The sequence below is a fragment of the Burkholderia sp. KBS0801 genome, assembly GCF_005937855.2.
GTDB classification, from domain to species: domain Bacteria; phylum Pseudomonadota; class Gammaproteobacteria; order Burkholderiales; family Burkholderiaceae; genus Burkholderia; species Burkholderia ambifaria.
Map to the genome: position 1 here is coordinate 71,860 of NZ_CP042178.1, position 15,568 is coordinate 87,427.

Below are 15,568 nucleotides of genomic sequence, written 5' to 3' on the forward strand. Positions count from 1 at the left end.
CGCCGTCAGAGCGCGCCCACTCAAGGTCTGGAGACAAACGCAATGAACACGAAAACCAGGAACGGCCTGCTGGCCGCCGGCGCCTGCTGCGCACTGGCCGCGCCGGGCGCGCACGCGCAGTCGAGCGTGACGCTGTACGGAATCATCGACACGGGCGTCGAGTACGTGTCGCACGCGAACGCGGCCGGCGACCACGTGGTGCGCATGCCGGGCGTGACGGGCGAACTGCCGTCACGCTGGGGCCTGCGCGGCACCGAGGATCTCGGCGGCGGCTACCAGGCGGTGTTCACGCTCGAAAGCGGGTTCAACGTGCGCGGCGGCGACCTCGGGCAGGGCGGGCGGCTGTTCGGGCGGCAGGCGTTCGTCGGGCTGAAGAGCGGCTTCGGCACGCTCGCGTTCGGCCGCCAGTACACGATGACGTATCTCGCGCTGCAGGGCGCGGACATCATCGGCCCCGACATCTACGGGCTCGGCTCGCTCGACGCATACGTGCCGAACGGCCGCGCCGACAACGCGGTGACCTACGTCGGCACGTATCGCGGCGTGACGCTCGGCGCCGCGTATTCGTTCGGCCGCGACGGCGCCGGCACCGGCAACTCGCCGGGGCAGGGCACGTGCGCGGGGCAGGTGCCGGGCGACGCGGTGCAATGCCGCAACTGGTCGGTGATGCTCAAGTACGACAGCGCGTATTTCGGTGCGGCGGCGTCGTACGAGGAGCAGCGCGGCGGCACGGGCGCCGCCGCGAACTTCTTCGACGGCGTCGCGCCGGTCGCCTTCACCAGCAGCGGCGGCAAGGATGCGCGCACGCACGTGAGCGCCTACGCGCAGGCGGCGGGCGCGCGCATCGGCGCGGGCTGGATCGGGCGGCGCGTGTCGACCGGTTCGCCGGCCGCGGCCGGCGCGCATTCGGACCTGTTCTTCCTCGGCGCGTCGTATGCGATCAAGCCCGACTTCGTCGTCGACGGCGAAGGCTACCGGATCGTCAACAGCGCGCACGACACGCGCGCGACGATGGCCACGCTGCGCGCGACCTATCTGCTGACCAAGCGCACGGCCGTCTACGCGCAATCGTCGTATCTGTGGAACAGCGCGCATGCGCGCTACGCAGTGAGCGGCGGCGGGGCCGGCACGACGCCCGGCCAGGGGATGGGGCAGCTCGGCGCGATGGTCGGCGTGCGGCACATGTTCTGATTCGGCAGCCTGACGAACGGGAGATATCGTGAAGAGAAAATCTGCATTCCTCTGTATTGCGCCGCTGTCGGCCGCCATGCTCGCCGGTTGCGGCGGCGACGATTCGGTCAGCTCCGCGCCGACGCATCTGAGCGCCGCGACGCCGGCCGCGATGACGCAGACCTGCGACGCGCTCGCCGCGAAGCTCGCGTATGCGAACACGTCGTTCACGTCGGTGACGACCGCGGCCGCCGGCGCGCTGACGGTGGCCGGCAAGCCGATCGCCGAGCACTGCGTGATCGCCGGGAAGATGAACGAGCGCGTGAGCGCGGTGGACGGCAACACCTACGCGATCGGTTTCCAGATGCGCTTGCCGAAGGCGTGGAACGGCCGCTTCTTCTACCAGGCGAACGGCGGGCTCGACGGCAACGTCGTGACCGCGACCGGCGAGATCGGCGGCGGCGGGCCGCTGACCGACGCGCTGAACCAGGGTTTCGCGGTGATCAGCTCGGACTCGGGGCACAGCGCCGCGCAGAACCCGCTGTTCGGCCTCGATCCGCAGGCGCGGCTCGACTACGGCTACGGCGCGGTCGACGCGCTCACGCCGATGGCCAAGCAGGTGATCCGGCTCGCGTACGGGAAGGCGCCCGATCGCAGCTATTTCGGCGGCTGCTCGAACGGCGGCCGTCACGCGATGGTCACGGCCGTGCGCAATCCCGCCGACTACGACGGGATCATCGCCGGCGACCCGGGCTTTCACCTGCCGAAGGCGGCGATCGGCGAAATGTACGGCGCGCAGCAGTTCGCGAAGATCGCGTCGGCCACCGGCTCGAACGGGCTGCCGGACATCCGCAGCGGCTTCAACGACGCGGAGCGCCAGTTCGTCGGCGCGAAGATTCTCGACAAGTGCGATGCGCTCGACGGCGCGACGGACGGCATGGTGCAGGACGTCGCCGCGTGTCAGGCGCACTTCAGCGTCGAGACGGACATCCCGACCTGCGCGAATGGCACGCGCACCGGGTCCTGCCTGACGAGCGCGCAGAAGAGTGCGCTCGAGAACGTGTTCGCGGGCGCGCGCAACAGCGCGGGCACGGCGCTCTACGCGAGCTTTCCGTACGATCCGGGTGTGGCCGCCGCCGGCTGGGCCGGCTGGAAGCAGTCGAATTCGATCACGCTCGACCCGGCCGCGATGGCGTTCACGTTCATGACGCCGCCGAAAACCGCCGCGACGCTCGCGAACCTCGCCGGCTTCGCGCTGGGCTTCGACATGGACAACGACGCGCCGGCGATCTTCGCGACGAACGGCGTGTACACGCAATCGTCGTGGTCGTTCATGACGCCGCCCGACGAGACCAACCTGTCCGCGCTGAAGTCGCGCGACGCGAAACTGCTCGTCTATCACGGCACAGGCGATCCGGTGTTCTCGTTCAACGACACGCGCGACTGGTATGCGCAGGTCGCCCAGGCAAACGGCGGCGATGCATCGAGCTTCGCGCGCTTCTATCCGGTGCCGGGGATGAACCACTGCGCGGGCGGGCCGGCGGCCGACCAGTTCGACATGCTGACGCCGCTCGTGGCGTGGGTCGAGCAGGGGCAGGCACCCGCCGCGATCGTTGCCACCGCGCGCGACGCGACGAACGCGGTGCCGAATGCGGACGTGCCGACTTCGTGGGGGGCCGGCCGCATGCGTCCGCTGTGCCCGTATCCGCAGGTGGCGCGCTACAACGGTTCGGGCGACGTGAATTCGGCGGCGAGCTTCAGTTGTCGCTGATGTAGCCGGAGCGCGGATGTGCCGATCGGTGCGTGGATCGGACCATCCGCCGTGGTTCCGCCGCGGCAATGGCGAGCGCGCCGGTGCGCATGGAAAAAAGCGGCGGTGAGCCGCGCGTGACGAGGGCGTTTGCCGCCGCAGGCGGCGCCCGGGATACTATGGCGCTTTCCTGTCGGCGCGACGCGTGCCGACCGACGTTCCTCGCCAGGTATCTTTCCACCGATTCAACCATGCAAACCGTAGCGGTACTGGACTTCGAAACAACCGGGCTTTCTCCGAACCTGGGCGACAGGGCGACCGAGATCGCCGTAATCCTGCTGCGCGACGGCGAGATCGTCGACCGTTACCAGAGCCTGATGAACGCGGGACGCCGCATTCCGTCCGACGTCGTCGCGCTCACCGGGATCACCAACGAGATGATTGCGGCGGCGCCGCCGGTGTCGCAGGTCATGAAGGAAGCCGCCGCGTTCGTCGGAAACCATCCGGTGGTCGCGCACAACGCCGGCTTCGACAAGCGGTTCTGGCAGGCCGAGCTCGGGATGCTCGGCATGGCGGCCGAGCATGCGTTTGCGTGCACGATGCTCGTCGCGCGGCGCATCTACCCGCACGCGCGCAGTCACCGGCTGTCGAGCCTGGCGGACATGCTGCGCTTGCCGCAGACGGGCCGCGCTCACCGGGCGATGGTCGACGCGGAGATCGCGAGCCATCTGTGGTGCCGGTTGCAGCGCGACATCGGCGCGACTTACGGCCTGCGACACATCGATCACGGCCTCATGTCGCGCTTGCAGACGACGAGCAAGGCCAAGGTCGCGACGTTTTTCGGGTCATTGGCCGCCGACGGGCGCTGACGTTACTCGCCGAGCTCCACCGGCACCTCGAGCCCGACCTTCACGCGGCTCATGCTCACCAGCGTCTTGAACCGCTTCACGTTGTTGTTCGCGAAGAACAGCTCGCGCGTGAGCGCGTTGTACTGATCCATGTTGCGCACGGCCAGGATCAGCACGAAATCCCATTCCCCGGTCACGTAGTAGCACTGCTGGATCTGCGGGCAGCGCTCGAAGGTCCGCTTCATCGCGTCGAGCAGGTCGATCTGCTCGCTTTCGACCTCCACGTTCACGACGATCGTCAGCGGATGATCGACCTTGTCCGGCGCGACGACCGCCGTATAGCGCTCGATCACGCCGTCGTCCGCGAGCCGCCGCAGGCGGCGGTTCACGGCGGCGGTCGACAGGTTCACGCGGGCGCCGAGTTCGTTCTGCGGCGTGTGCGCGTCGCGCTGGACTTCGATCAGCAGCTTGCGATCGAACGCATCGAGTGGGGTGGGCATGGTGGCGCGGCAACCTCGAAAGAATGAGAAATTTTTGCGTGCGGTCGGTCGATTTGGCGATTTTTTTGACCGGCTCGCGCAATATTATTTTTCGGACCGACGGCGAGCGCAACCCGCATGCGCCCGCACCGCATCCACCGACGGGCCGCCCGCGCGGCCCTTTTCCGGAGCCCTTCCCGCCATGCTGATCGCCAACCCTCGCGCGTCGCGCACCGACTATCCCGATGCGCTGCGCCGTGTCATGAACATCGCGGCGGCCGACGAGAGCCGCGCGTGGCTGTCGCACTGGCCGCTCGTCGGCGCCGCGCGCACGCCGTTGCGCATGCTGCCGGATCTCGCCGCGCGGCTCGGCGTCGCGAGCGTCAGCGTGAAGGACGAGGCGTGCCGCTCGCCGCTCGGCAGCTTCAAGGCGCTCGGCGCGCCGATCGCACTGATGCGGCTCGTGAAGCGGCTGGGCCACCGCGAGGAACTCGATCCGAGAGGGCTCGTCACGGGCCGCTACGCGGCGTCGCTCACCGGCCTCACAGTGATCAGCGCGACCGACGGCAATCACGGCCGCGCGCTGGCCGCCGCCGCGCGCGCGATCGGTTGCTGCTGCGTGATCGTGCTGCACGCGCACGTCGACGCGGAGCGCGAGCACGCGATCGCCGCGCACGGCGCGCGCATCGTGCGGATAGCCGGCAACTACGACGAATCGGTCGTGCACGCCGCGCGGCTCGCGCACGAGAACGGCTGGCACGTGGTGTCGGATACGTCGTACGACGGCTACGAAGCGATTCCGCGCGACGTGATGCAGGGCTACGGCGTGATCGCGGCCGAAGCGCTCGCGCAGCAGCCGGCGGACGGTCACGATAATGGCGGCCGGCCGTTCACGCACGTGTTCCTGCAGGGCGGCGTCGGTGGCCTGGCGGCCGGCATCGCGAGCTATCTCTGGGAGCACGCGGGCGCGCGGCGGCCGCATTTCGTCGTCGTCGAGCCGCGTCAGGCCGATTGCCTGTACCAGAGCGCGCTCGCCGGGCGCGCGACGAAGGCGTCCGGCAGCGTCGATTCGGTGATGGCCGGGCTCGCGTGCGGCGAGGCGTCGCCGCTCGCGTGGGATTTCCTCGAGCCGAGCATCGACCACTTCATGCTGATCGACGACGACGACGCGGTGCGGGCAATGCGCGCGCTGGCTGCCGGTAGCGAACGCGACGTGCCGTTCGTGTCAGGCGAGTCGGGCGCGGCGGGCATCGCGGGCCTGACCGTGCTGATGCGCGACCCGGCGCTGGCGCGTCAGGCGGGGCTCGATGCGCATTCGCGCGTGCTGGCGATCAACACGGAGGGCGCGACCGCGCCGTCCGTCTACCGGCAGTGCGTCGGCGATACGGCCGACGCGGTGCTCGCGCGCCAGCGCGACTGGCTGAACCGCGCGGCCGCGATGGCCTGACCGAACCGAACGACCTGACGATCGACGAGGCAAGCACGATGGACGCAATCGACGCAACGGAAGAAAGCACGCTGCAAGGGCAATTGAAGACCTGGCGCCGGCATCTGCATCAGCATCCAGAGACTGGTTTCGAGGAAGTGAACACGTCGGATTACGTCGCGCGGATTCTGACGACGCTCGGGCTCGACGTGCATCGCGGGATCGGCGGCACGGGCGTCGTCGCGAACCTGACGGTCGGCACCGGCACGCGCGCGATCGGCATCCGCGCGGACATGGACGCGCTGAACATCGCCGAGCACGCGCCGGGCCGCGAACACGCGTCGCGCACGCCGGGCAAGATGCACGCGTGCGGGCACGATGGCCACATGTCGATGGTGCTCGGCGCCGCGCGGCTGCTGGCCGAGCGCCGGGGCTTCGACGGCACGGTGCGCTTCATTTTCCAGCCGGCCGAGGAGCATGGGCGCGGCGCGAAGGCGATGATGGCCGACGGCCTGTTCGAGCGCTTTCCGGTGGACGCGATCTTCGGTGCGCACAACATGCCGGGCATGCGCGCCGGCACGTTCTCGACGCGCGCGGGCGGCATCATGGCGAGCGAGGACAACTTCGTGATCCGGATCGACGGGCGCGGCACGCATGCGGCGCGCCCGCACATGGGCATCGATCCGATCGTGATCGGCGCGCAGATCGTGCTCGCGCTGCAGACGATCGTGTCGCGCAATCTCGATCCGGGCCAGCCGGCCGTGATCTCTTGCACGGAGTTCATCACCGACGGGCTGCGCAACGTGATTCCGTCGACGGTGACGATCAAGGGCGACACGCGCAGCTATTCGCGCGACGTGCAGGCGCTGCTGGAAACGCGGATGCGCGAGATCAGCGACGGAATCTGCCGCACGCACGGCGCGACCTGCACGTTCGAGTACACGCACGAGTTCGCGCCGACGGTGAATTCTCCGGAATGGGTCGACACCGCCGTGCAGGCCGCCGCGCAGGTCGCGGGCGCTGACGCGGTGGACGCAAACGTGCAGCCGATGATGATCTCGGAAGACTTCGGCGCGTTCTTGCAAGCGGTGCCGGGCAACTTCGTGTTCATCGGCAACGGCGAGGCGGTCGGGCACGGCGGGGTGCCGCTGCACAACGCGACGTACGATTTCAACGACGAGATTTTGTCGGTCGGCGCGCGCTATTTCGCGGAAGTGGCGCGGCGCGCGTTGAAGGCTGCGTAGCGCGGCGTCGGCAGGCGGTTACGCGGATCGTTCATGACGAGACAATGCCTTTCGAACGATCGAATGCCCGGGGCGAGCGGCAAAGTGAAGGGCGCGGCGACGCATGCCCATGCCATGTCGCTTCGCCGCAGCCGGTGGCCTGGCTCGTGTCCGGGCTCGTCGAACGAAACGTCGTCACATCACGCCAGCTCGCGCAGACACGCGTCGAACTGCGCGACGAGCGTATCGACGTCGTCGGCCGTCGTCTGCGGACACACGAGCATCATGTTGTGGAACGGCGTGATCAGCACGCCGCGGTTCAGCAGGTACAGATGCACGATGTGCTCGAGTTCGCTGTCGAGTTGTTCGCCCGCGATCGTGCCGTTGCGCGGCGGGGTCGGCGTGAACTGGAACTCGGTGCGCGCGCCGATGCGTGTCACGCACCACGGCAGCCCATGTTTCGCGATCGCCTGTTCGAGCCCGGTGGCGAGTCGCGCGGCCAGTTCGAACATGTGCGCATACGCGGCGTCGGTCGCGACTTCGGCGAGCGTCGCGCGCATCGCTCGCATCGCGAGCATGTTCGCGGTGAGCGTCGTACCGATCCCGGAATGGCCGGGCGGCGCGTTCAGCTTCGCCTCTTTCGCGCGTTCCGCGAATTCGGCGCTGAAACCGTACACCGCGCACGGCACGCCGCCGGCGATCGGCTTGCCGACCACCAGCGCGTCCGCGTCGAGGCCGTGCGCGGCCGCGTAGCCGCCCGGGCCGCTGCTGATCGTGTGCGTTTCGTCGATCACGAGCAGCGTGCCGTAGCGGCGCGTCAGCGTGCGCGCCGCCTCCCAGAAGCCCGGCTGCGGCAACACCATCCCGATGTTCGTCATCGCGGGCTCGGCGAGCACGCATGCGACGTCGCCGTCCTTCAGCGCCGCTTCGAGCGCGTCGAGATCATTGAACTCGACGACGCGCGTGTTCGCGAGCAGGTCGTAGGATTGCCCGAGCAGGCTGTCACGCTGCACGGGGCGGCCGTCGACGAGATCGACGAAGACGTCGTCGACGGTCCCGTGATAGCAGCCGTTGAACACGACGATCGTGTTGCGGCCGGTGGCCGCGCGCGCCCAGCGCAGCACGAAGCGGTTCGCGTCGCTCGCGCTCAGCGCGAACTGCCAGACCGGCAGCCGGAAGCGGCGCGCGAGTTCATGCGACACCCACGCGGCGTCCTCGCTCGGCAGCATCGTCGTGTAGCCGCGGGTTGCCTGGTCGGCGAGCGCGCGCGCGACCGGCTCGGGCGCATGGCCGAACATCGCGCCGGTGTCGCCGAGGCAGAAGTCCGCGTAGCGATGACCGTCGACGTCGGTAAAGGTCGCGCCGCGCGCCTCCTTCACGACCAGCGAGAACGGGGTCGACCAGTCCTGCATCCAGTGCAACGGCACGCCGAACAGCAAATGCTCGGCGGCTTCCGCGGACAACGCGCGGGAGATCGGCATGGCTTCGGTGAATGCACGGCGCTCGCGATCGAACAGCGCGCGGGCGCGGATGAGGTCGACTCCGTGTCGGGTCTGCAATTGAGGCTCCTGTGACGGGTTTGGAATGGACGGGTGAGGCCTCCGCGAGCTTGTCATATTCCACGCACGCGGTCGATCCGGCCTCGACTGCCGGAGCCGTCAGAGGTGGAGTTTTTGCGCATAAAGATACGACAACATATATCTTTGCGGACGAGCCAAGAAGTGAGTGTGTGCTCACATATTCGACATAAGGCCGGTATAAACAGGGGTAAACGACAGATACATCGGCGGCTTCGATCGCGTTTAGACTGCGCCATGTAGTACGACGACGTATGAATAGCGATGCGCCGACCGGCGCATCGATCCCCCAACCATTGAAGGAGTGCCCATGGCCGCAAACCGTCGCCGTTCGTCCTCGTCTGTCCGATCACCCGCGCTGCGGCGGCTCTCGCGTCGCGATTTCATCGGCTGGACCGGTGCGCTCGCCGGCGGCGCCGTGGTCGGCGGACCGCTCGCGGCCACCCGCGCGTTCGCGGCCGGCACATCGCCCAATGCGGCGGTCGACCTGATCTGGGGCGAGCACGGTGCGGCGGCGCGCATCGCGGCATCGCTCGCGCATGTGTCGCGTCTCGCGTTCCGCAGGCACGACTTCGACGTCACGCACTACGGCGCACGCGCGTGCGCGACGGTCGCGCAGACGTCGCCGTACCCGGCGGCGAAATCTCCGGTCAGCCCCGGTTCCGAACTGACGACCGCGCCCGGAGCGTTCGACTCGCGTCCGGCGTTTCTCGCGGCGATCGACGCGTGCGTGCGCGCAGGCGGCGGCCGCGTGGTCGTGCCGCCCGGCAACTGGTACTGCGCGGGGCCGATCGTGCTGCAGAGCAACGTGAATTTCCACCTGAGCGCGAACTGCACGATCTACTTCAGCCCGAACCCGGCCGACTACGCGAAGGACGGCCCGGTCGACTGCGGCGCGAACGGCCGCCTGTACTACAGCCGCTGGCAGGCAAACGACTGCCTGAACTACGGCGCCCCCGTCTATGCGCGGAATGCGACGAACATCGCGCTGACCGGCGAAGGGCCGACATCGGTGCTGAACGGGCAGGCGATGACGCCGTTCTCCGGCTCGGGCAGCAGCAGCGTGTGCTGGTGGACCTACAAGGGCTCGTCGGGTGCATACGGTGCCGGCGCGACGGTGCCGGCCCAGAATTCCGCGAATCCGAACAACGTCGACCTGCGGATCGTCGCGCCCGCGATCCCCGACGCGCTTTATGCGCTGCTCACGTCGCCCGTCACGCCGTGGCAGCAGGATCAGAACTACTTGCCCGCGCTGTCCGAGGCCGGCGTGCCGGTCGAGAAGCGCATCTTCGGCCTCGGTCACTACCTGCGGCCGTGCATGGTCGAATTCATCGGCTGCACCAACGTGCTGATGGAGCACTACCAGACGCAGAACACGCCGTTCTGGCAGCATCATCCGACCGCGAGCCGCAACGTCGTGATGCGCGGCGTGACGACGAACAGCATCGGCCCGAACAACGACGGCTTCGATCCGGATGCGTGCACCGACGTGCTGTGCGAAGGCTGCACGTTCAACACCGGCGACGACTGCATCGCGATCAAGTCGGGCAAGGACCGCGACACGGAATACGGCCCCGCGAAGCGGCACCTGATCCGCGACTGCACGATGAACAGCGGGCACGGCGGCATCACACTCGGCAGCGAGATGGGCGGCGGCGTCGAGCAGATCTACGCGACCAACCTGTCGATGCTGAACGCGAACTGGCAGACCAACCCGCTGAACATCGCGATTCGCGTGAAGACGAACATGAACCGGGGCGGCTACGTGAAGGACTTCCACGTGAAGGGCGTCACGCTGCCGAACGGCGTGACGCTGAAGGGCGGCGGCTACGGCAGTGCGCTGCTCGCGGGCAGCCCGGTCAACGCGAGCGTGCCGCTCGGCGTGGCGACGCCGTCGGCGGGCAATCCGTCGGCCGCGCAGGGCGGCATCGTCACGTTCGACTGCGACTACCAGCCCGCGAACGACGCCGTGCGCACGCGGCCGCCGGTCGTGCAGAACGTGACGATCTCCGACGTGAAGGCGAGCAACGTGACGCTGAACGGCGTGACCGCGTCGTGCTTCCAGGCGATCGTCGCGCAAGGGCCGGTCGCGTTCGACTACAACGGCACGCCGCCGACGCCTGCCGTGCAGCCGATTTCGGGCGTGACGATCAGTAACTGCGACTTCGGCACGCCGGTCGCGTCGGGCACGCCGACCGTCACGTCGCCGGGGCCGATCTACGCGTTCAACGTGAGCGCGATGACGCTGACGAACGTGACGATCGCCGGGCAGGCCGTCAACATGACGGTCACCGACGCGCGGTGAGGTAACGCGCGAGCACGCGTTCGCGTGCGGCGGGTCGATGCACGCGGACGCGTTACGCCAGCGTCTTGACCATGTGGTGCTCGTCGTAGAAGCGGCCGTCGATGAACAGCGCGCGCGGTTCCGTGCCGAAGCGGACGAACCCCTGCGACGCGTACAGGCGTTCGGCGGTGCCGTTGACCTCGTTGACGCACAGCATCAGTTGCCGGCATTGCCACGCTTGCGCCGCATGCGCGGTCGCGCTGTCGAGCAGCGATTGCGCGATGCCGCGCCCGCGATACGCAGGCTCGACGAACACGCCCCAGATCAGCGCCTTGTGCGCGACCTTCACCCGTGGATCGCGGCGCACGCCCGTGATGCCGACGAGCGTTGCGCCGTCGAATGCGCCGAACACGGCCTGCACGCCGCTCGGCGTGATGCGCGTCGCGAATTCGTCGACCGTGATGCCGGCTTCTTCGTCGCGGGTCGGCAGGAACGAGGTCGGCGACGTGTCGATTGCGCGCAGGCGCACGGACTGGAACTGCGCCGCATCGGCGGCGTCGAGCAGGCGGATCGTGATCATGGAATGCAGTTCTTGTTGGGGTGTCGGAATCTGCCGCGCGATGCGCGGCAGGGCATCGACAATGCTAAGCGCAAACGGGTGGCTCGCGCGAGTATCGGCGGTGTGCGGAAGCTGACGGTGACGTGTCAGCGCGGCAAGCGTGCTGCGCTGACAGAAGGAAGGAGATGAAGTGGAGCGCGCGCGTCGTAGCGCCGCGTCGAGCGAGCGCAATCTGCCCGATGCGCCCGATCAGGTCAGGCGCATGCGGTCTGGATCAATAACGCGACAGCTGATTGCCGTTGATCTGCACGCGATCGCCCGGGCGCAGGTCGCCCGGCGACTGCACGTCGAACGAGCGCGTCGAGCCGTCGCTGAGGCGCACGTCGATCCGGTAGCTGCTCGGCGGTTGGGCCGCGCCCATCTGCTGGCCGATCTGGTTGCCGGCGACGGCGCCGCCCAGCGCGCCGATCACGGTGGCCGCCTCGCGGCCGTGGCCGCGGCCGAACTGGTTGCCCAGCACGCCGCCGACCAGCGCACCGACGACGGTGCCGGCCACGCCCGACGTGCCGACCGAGCCGCTGACCGGCTGGATGTTCGCGACCGTGCCGTATTGCGTGCCGTAGCCGTTGCCGTACTGGCCGCCGTAAGGCTGCGGGTTGCCGTATTGGTCGTACTGCGGCGCTTGGTTCGGATAAGCCGGCTGCTGCGGCTGTACGTAGCCGGGTTGCGAATACGCGGGCTGCGCGTAGCCGGGCGTCGCATATTGCTGCTGCGGATAGCCGGGTTGCGCACCGTAGTAGCCGGGTGCGACGCAGGCGGTCAGCGGAAGCGCCGCCACGGCGACGAGCGTGGAGAACAGAACGGTCTTGGTGGAAGGCATGCGCATCATGATGGTTCCTGCATCGGCAACGTGTTCGCCTACGAATTCCGGGACGGGTGGCGAACTCGCCGTGAGTATAAGTAATGGGCTGATGCGCGTCCGGTGCGGCCGGGTAACAACGTGTAAAGTCTGTTGCCGGGCAACTCGCCGGCACGGCGGGGCGTTGAAGTGGGTGCCCGGCACGGCGCGACGCGGCCTCCGGGCGCCGCTATTCCTATGATGTAGCGCGATGCGCGACTTTTCCTCTGTTTACATCGCATCGCTACCGCCGCTACCGCCGCGATCCCGCTCCATCGTCGCGCCGGTCAGCGCGGCATGCGTGCCGCGCATCGCGAAATCGAATGCGCGGCATCGCGACATTTAATTGGTCTATGGCGGCCCCGTCCGATATCGTGACGCATTCCCTGCCAACGGTCGCGCCGCACCGTGCCGCGGTTCCTTCCCCTGTCCGCGCTGGCGCTGCGTTTCTCGCGATAACGACCTGACCGCCGTCACGGTGCGCGCATCGTGACGGTCCCGCACCGACCGACCACACCGGAACCGACATGACGAACCTGCTGATCCGCAACGTCCGCACGCACGCCGACGAAGCGCTCGACATCCTGATCGAAGGCGAGCGCATCGCGCGCGTCGGCCCGTCGCTCGACGCGCCCGCCGGCTGCGCGATCGAGGACGGCGCGCACGCGCTTGCGCTGCCCGGCCTCGTCGAAGGCCACACGCATCTCGACAAGACCCACTGGGGCATGCCGTGGTATCGCAACGCGGTGGGGCCGCGCCTCGTCGACCGCATCGAGAACGAGCGCCACTACCGCGCGACGAGCGCTCACGATGCGGGCGCCGCGTCGCTCGCGCTGGCGCGCGCGTTCCTCGCGGCCGGCACGACGCGCATCCGCACGCACGTCGACGTCGACACCGACGCCGGGCTGCGGCATCTGCATGGCGTGCTCGCAACGCGCGAGACGCTGCGCGGCCAGGTGGAGATCCAGATCGTTGCGTTTCCGCAGTCGGGCGTGCTCAAGCGGCCCGGCACCGCCGCGCTGCTGTCCGACGCGCTCGGCGCGGGCGCCGACCTGCTCGGCGGCCTCGACCCGTGCGCGATCGAAGGCGATCCGGTCGAAGCGGTGGACGTGCTGTTCGGCATCGCCGAGCGCCACGGCCGCGGGCTCGACCTGCACCTGCACGAGCGCGGGTCGATGGGCGCGTACTCGCTCGACCTGATCCTGCAGCGCACGGCCGCGCTCGGCATGCAAGGCAAGGTCACGATCAGCCACGGCTTCTGCCTCGGCGACGTTGCCGGCCGCGAGCGCGACGCGCTGCTCGCGCGGATGGCCGAACTCGGCGTCGCGATCGTCACGACCGCGCCGGCCGCGGTGCCCGTGCCGTCGGTCGTCGCGTGTCGGGCGGCCGGCGTGACCGTCGTCGGCGGCAACGACGGCGTGCGCGATACGTGGACGCCGTACGGTTCGCCCGACATGCTGGAACGCGCGATGCTGATCGGCATGCGCAACGATTTCCGCCGCGACGACGCGCTCGAAGTCGCACTCGACTGCGTCACGCACAGCGCGGCGCGTGGTTGCGGCTTCGCCGACTACGGGCTGGAGGCCGGCAAGCGTGCGGACGTCGTGCTCGTCGATGCGCTGACGTTCGCCGAGGCCGTCGTCGCGCGGCCGATGCGCCGGCTCGTCGTGTCGTCGGGGCGGATCGTCGCGCGCGACGGCGCGTTCGTCTGAGCGCGGTGCCAAATTGCGCCGGGTATGATCGTGCTCTTTTCAGCCTGATCCCGCGGGAGACGACGATGCGACGCACACGCACGATGGCGGCACGGGCCGCGCGAGGGACGCGCTGGATGGCCGCGGCGACGTTCGCAGTGACGGCCGCGCATGCGGCGGCGGTCGGACCGGATCAAGCCCAGCAGGAAGCGAATCGTCGCACGGTGCTGGCGTTCTACGAGAAAGGCCTGAACGAGAAGGATGCCGATGCCGCGCTCGCGTATGTCGGCGACCAGTACGTGCAGCACAACCCGAACGCCGCCGACGGTCGCGACGGTTTCCGCAAGTTCGTCGCGTTCCTGCGCGACAAATATCCGCAGTCGCACAGCGAGATCAAGCGCGCGTTCGTCGACGGCGACTACGTGATCCTGCACGTGCATGCGGTGCGCGAGCCCGGCACGCGCGGCAGCGCGATCATGGACATCTTCCGGCTGGAGCACGGCAAGATCGTCGAGCACTGGGACGTGAACCAGCCCGTGCCCGAGCATGCGGCGAACGGGAACACGATGTTCTGACGGGCGCGGGCTTGCCCGGTTAGGCCGGTGCTCCGTCGATGCCGCTCCGTATCGCGACGGCTGCGCTTATTCTGGCTCGTGTTCCAGCATCGCCGCGAGCGCCTTCGTCAGTTCGCTGACCATCGGATCGGCCGTCGGCCGATGCAGGATCGCGATGTCCATGTTCTCGATCGGCGCGAAGCCGCCGTGCTCGTCGGTCAGCACCACGTGGTCGTCGGTCACCGCGCGCGCGGGCAGCACGCTGATGCCGAGCCCGTCCGCGACGGCCGCCTGGATGCCGCTCAGGCTCGACGTCGTGAAGCTGATCCGCCAGCGGCGGCCGCGTTCCTCGATCGCCTTGATCATGTCGTCGCGATAGAGCCCGCGCGGCGGAAACACGACGAGCGGCACCGGGTCGAGTTCGATCGTCGGATGCCGCGCGCTGTCGATCCAGCGCAGCTTCTCCGGCCAGCGCACCACCGTCTCGCGGCTGTCGCGCCGCTGCTTGATCAGCACGAGATCGAGCTCGCCGCGATCGTAGGCCGCGCAGATGTCGCGGCTCAGCCCGCACGTCACCTCGAGTTTCACCTGCGGATGATCGCGCTTGAACGCGGCGAGCGCGTGGGTCGTGCGGCCCGCCGCGAAATCGTCGGGTACGCCGAGCCGGATCGTGAGCGCGACGGTCGCGCCCGACAGCGCTTCCAGCATCTCGTCGTTCAGCGCGATCATGCGCCGCGCGTAGCTGAGCACCGTCACGCCGGCGTCGGTCGGCCGCACGTCGCGCGTGCCACGGTCGAGCAGGCGATGCCTGGCGATCTCCTCGAGCCGCCGCACCTTCTGGCTGACCGTCGACTGCGTCGAATGCAGCCGCGCGGACGCGGTCGTGAAGCTGCCGCAATCGGCGACCATCACGAGTGCGCGCAACAGGTCGAGGTCGAACAAAGGTCGATTCATTTCTGCACTTTTCTGGATTCGAGCATTTCATTTCCAAATGCGTGCGAGGACTTTTAGCATGGCCGGAGAGCGTGGGCAATCGTGGGTTCGCCGGACACGGGGCTAGGGTTGCTCGCGAGGCATCTCGACGATATTCGTCGCCACTCGTGGTTGGG

13 protein-coding genes are annotated in these 15,568 nt (G+C 68.6%); 8 read left to right on the plus strand and 5 right to left on the minus strand.

Going from position 1 to position 15,568, the window contains the following annotated elements:
* Positions 1-42 precede the first annotated feature (42 nt).
* From FFI87_RS17110 to FFI87_RS17120, 3 genes are all read left to right on the plus strand, one after another.
* Positions 43-1,191 (plus strand): porin, encoded by a 1,149-nt coding sequence (locus FFI87_RS17110; protein WP_012367111.1) that lies wholly within the window; start codon positions 43-45, stop codon positions 1,189-1,191.
* A gap of 28 nt (positions 1,192-1,219) precedes the next feature.
* Complete coding sequence (locus FFI87_RS17115; RefSeq protein WP_138849730.1) at positions 1,220-2,941, plus strand: tannase/feruloyl esterase family alpha/beta hydrolase; 1,722 nt, start codon at positions 1,220-1,222, stop codon at positions 2,939-2,941.
* A 230-nt stretch (positions 2,942-3,171) separates the two neighbouring features.
* Positions 3,172-3,789 (plus strand): PolC-type DNA polymerase III, encoded by a 618-nt coding sequence (locus FFI87_RS17120; protein ID WP_138850244.1) that lies wholly within the window; start codon positions 3,172-3,174, stop codon positions 3,787-3,789.
* 2 nt (positions 3,790-3,791) lie between these two features.
* Here the strand turns inward: FFI87_RS17120 and FFI87_RS17125 are convergent, their stop codons facing one another.
* Positions 3,792-4,268 carry an Lrp/AsnC family transcriptional regulator gene (locus tag FFI87_RS17125; RefSeq protein ID WP_138849729.1) on the minus strand — a complete coding sequence of 159 codons (477 nt, stop codon included), beginning with the start codon at positions 4,266-4,268 and terminating at the stop codon, positions 3,792-3,794.
* 181 nt (positions 4,269-4,449) lie between these two features.
* Here FFI87_RS17125 and FFI87_RS17130 point away from each other — a divergent pair, with 181 nt between their 5' ends.
* Both FFI87_RS17130 and FFI87_RS17135 read left to right on the plus strand, forming a co-directional pair.
* On the plus strand, positions 4,450-5,694 hold the full coding sequence (locus tag FFI87_RS17130; RefSeq protein WP_138849728.1) for a diaminopropionate ammonia-lyase: 1,245 nt from the start codon (positions 4,450-4,452) through the stop codon (positions 5,692-5,694).
* A 38-nt stretch (positions 5,695-5,732) separates the two neighbouring features.
* Positions 5,733-6,917, plus strand: a complete 1,185-nt coding sequence (locus FFI87_RS17135; RefSeq protein WP_138849727.1) for a M20 aminoacylase family protein — start codon at positions 5,733-5,735, stop codon at positions 6,915-6,917.
* A 179-nt stretch (positions 6,918-7,096) separates the two neighbouring features.
* Here FFI87_RS17135 and FFI87_RS17140 read toward each other — a convergent pair whose 3' ends face one another.
* Entirely contained in the window at positions 7,097-8,455 is a 1,359-nt protein-coding gene (locus FFI87_RS17140) for an aspartate aminotransferase family protein (RefSeq protein WP_138849726.1), read from the minus strand.
* A 328-nt stretch (positions 8,456-8,783) separates the two neighbouring features.
* On the opposite strand from FFI87_RS17140, the gene FFI87_RS17145 reads away from it, so the two are divergent.
* Positions 8,784-10,778, plus strand: coding sequence for a glycosyl hydrolase family 28 protein (locus FFI87_RS17145; protein WP_138849725.1), 1,995 nt, complete (start codon positions 8,784-8,786; stop codon positions 10,776-10,778).
* A gap of 52 nt (positions 10,779-10,830) precedes the next feature.
* Here the strand turns inward: FFI87_RS17145 and FFI87_RS17150 are convergent, their stop codons facing one another.
* Positions 10,831-11,337 carry a GNAT family N-acetyltransferase gene (locus FFI87_RS17150; protein WP_012367104.1) on the minus strand — a complete coding sequence of 169 codons (507 nt, stop codon included), beginning with the start codon at positions 11,335-11,337 and terminating at the stop codon, positions 10,831-10,833.
* A gap of 253 nt (positions 11,338-11,590) precedes the next feature.
* Positions 11,591-12,205: a glycine zipper 2TM domain-containing protein gene (locus FFI87_RS17155; RefSeq protein ID WP_138849724.1), complete on the minus strand. Its 615-nt coding sequence runs from the start codon at positions 12,203-12,205 to the stop codon at positions 11,591-11,593.
* Between the two features lie 536 nt (positions 12,206-12,741).
* On the opposite strand from FFI87_RS17155, the gene FFI87_RS17165 reads away from it, so the two are divergent.
* Positions 12,742-13,926 (plus strand): amidohydrolase family protein, encoded by a 1,185-nt coding sequence (locus FFI87_RS17165; protein ID WP_138849722.1) that lies wholly within the window; start codon positions 12,742-12,744, stop codon positions 13,924-13,926.
* A 65-nt stretch (positions 13,927-13,991) separates the two neighbouring features.
* The gene (locus FFI87_RS17170) at positions 13,992-14,480 is read left to right on the plus strand and encodes a nuclear transport factor 2 family protein (RefSeq protein WP_138849721.1); all 489 of its coding nucleotides are present in this window, start codon (positions 13,992-13,994) and stop codon (positions 14,478-14,480) included.
* A gap of 66 nt (positions 14,481-14,546) precedes the next feature.
* On the opposite strand, the gene FFI87_RS17175 is transcribed toward FFI87_RS17170, so the two are convergent.
* Complete coding sequence (locus FFI87_RS17175) at positions 14,547-15,413, minus strand: LysR family transcriptional regulator (RefSeq protein WP_138849720.1); 867 nt, start codon at positions 15,411-15,413, stop codon at positions 14,547-14,549.
* Positions 15,414-15,568 lie beyond the last annotated feature (155 nt).

Coding starts and splice junctions, on each gene's coding strand:
- FFI87_RS17155 (WP_138849724.1), bottom strand. CDS start 12,205: ATGATGCGCATGCCTTCCACCAAGACCGTTCTGTTCTCCACGCTCGTC.
- FFI87_RS17150 (WP_012367104.1), bottom strand. CDS start 11,337: ATGATCACGATCCGCCTGCTCGACGCCGCCGATGCGGCGCAGTTCCAG.
- FFI87_RS17165 (WP_138849722.1), top strand. CDS start 12,742: ATGACGAACCTGCTGATCCGCAACGTCCGCACGCACGCCGACGAAGCG.
- FFI87_RS17120 (WP_138850244.1), top strand. CDS start 3,172: ATGCAAACCGTAGCGGTACTGGACTTCGAAACAACCGGGCTTTCTCCG.
- FFI87_RS17135 (WP_138849727.1), top strand. CDS start 5,733: ATGGACGCAATCGACGCAACGGAAGAAAGCACGCTGCAAGGGCAATTG.
- FFI87_RS17125 (WP_138849729.1), bottom strand. CDS start 4,268: ATGCCCACCCCACTCGATGCGTTCGATCGCAAGCTGCTGATCGAAGTC.
- FFI87_RS17175 (WP_138849720.1), bottom strand. CDS start 15,413: ATGAATCGACCTTTGTTCGACCTCGACCTGTTGCGCGCACTCGTGATG.
- FFI87_RS17170 (WP_138849721.1), top strand. CDS start 13,992: ATGCGACGCACACGCACGATGGCGGCACGGGCCGCGCGAGGGACGCGC.
- FFI87_RS17110 (WP_012367111.1), top strand. CDS start 43: ATGAACACGAAAACCAGGAACGGCCTGCTGGCCGCCGGCGCCTGCTGC.
- FFI87_RS17130 (WP_138849728.1), top strand. CDS start 4,450: ATGCTGATCGCCAACCCTCGCGCGTCGCGCACCGACTATCCCGATGCG.
- FFI87_RS17145 (WP_138849725.1), top strand. CDS start 8,784: ATGGCCGCAAACCGTCGCCGTTCGTCCTCGTCTGTCCGATCACCCGCG.